The 1,030-nt window shown below is 55.6% G+C and carries 1 rRNA gene; it reads left to right on the forward strand.

Annotated elements, in window-relative coordinates:
* Positions 1 to 1,028 (forward strand): 23S ribosomal RNA (locus ACFY2K_RS43500); the annotation flags it as partial.
* Between the last annotated feature and the right edge of the window lie 2 nt (positions 1,029 to 1,030).

Raw genomic sequence — 1,030 nt, forward strand, 5'->3', positions numbered from 1 at the left:
GGCGAAGCTGAGAACTTAAGCGCCAGTAAACGGCGGTGGTAACTATAACCATCCTAAGGTAGCGAAATTCCTTGTCGGGTAAGTTCCGACCTGCACGAATGGCGTAACGACTTCTCGACTGTCTCAACCATAGGCCCGGTGAAATTGCATTACGAGTAAAGATGCTCGTTTCGCGCAGCAGGACGGAAAGACCCCGGGACCTTTACTATAGCTTGATATTGGTGTTCGGTTCGGCTTGTGTAGGATAGGTGGGAGACTTTGAAGCAGCAACGCCAGTTGTTGTGGAGTCGACGTTGAAATACCACTCTGGTCGTGCTGGATGTCTAACCTGGGTCCGTGATCCGGATCAGGGACAGTGTCTGGTGGGTAGTTTAACTGGGGCGGTTGCCTCCTAAAGAGTAACGGAGGCGCCCAAAGGTTCCCTCAGCCTGGTTGGCAATCAGGTGTTGAGTGTAAGTGCACAAGGGAGCTTGACTGTGAGACTGACGGGTCGAGCAGGTACGAAAGTAGGGACTAGTGATCCGGCGGTGGCTTGTGGAAGCGCCGTCGCTCAACGGATAAAAGGTACCCCGGGGATAACAGGCTGATCTTCCCCAAGAGTCCATATCGACGGGATGGTTTGGCACCTCGATGTCGGCTCGTCGCATCCTGGGGCTGGAGTAGGTCCCAAGGGTTGGGCTGTTCGCCCATTAAAGCGGTACGCGAGCTGGGTTTAGAACGTCGTGAGACAGTTCGGTCCCTATCCGCTGTGCGCGTAGGAGTGTTGAGAAGGGCTGTCCCTAGTACGAGAGGACCGGGACGGACGAACCTCTGGTGTGCCAGTTGTCCTGCCAAGGGCATGGCTGGTTGGCTACGTTCGGGAGGGATAACCGCTGAAAGCATCTAAGCGGGAAGCCTGCTTCGAGATGAGCACTCCCACCTCCTTGAGAGGGTAAGGCTCCCAGTAGACGACTGGGTTGATAGGCCGGATATGGAAGCCCTGTAAGGGGTGGAGTTGACCGGTACTAATAGGCCGAGGGCTTGTCCTCAG

The sequence above is a fragment of the Kitasatospora sp. NPDC001309 genome (genome assembly GCF_042896295.1).
Taxonomy (GTDB): domain Bacteria; phylum Actinomycetota; class Actinomycetes; order Streptomycetales; family Streptomycetaceae; genus Kitasatospora.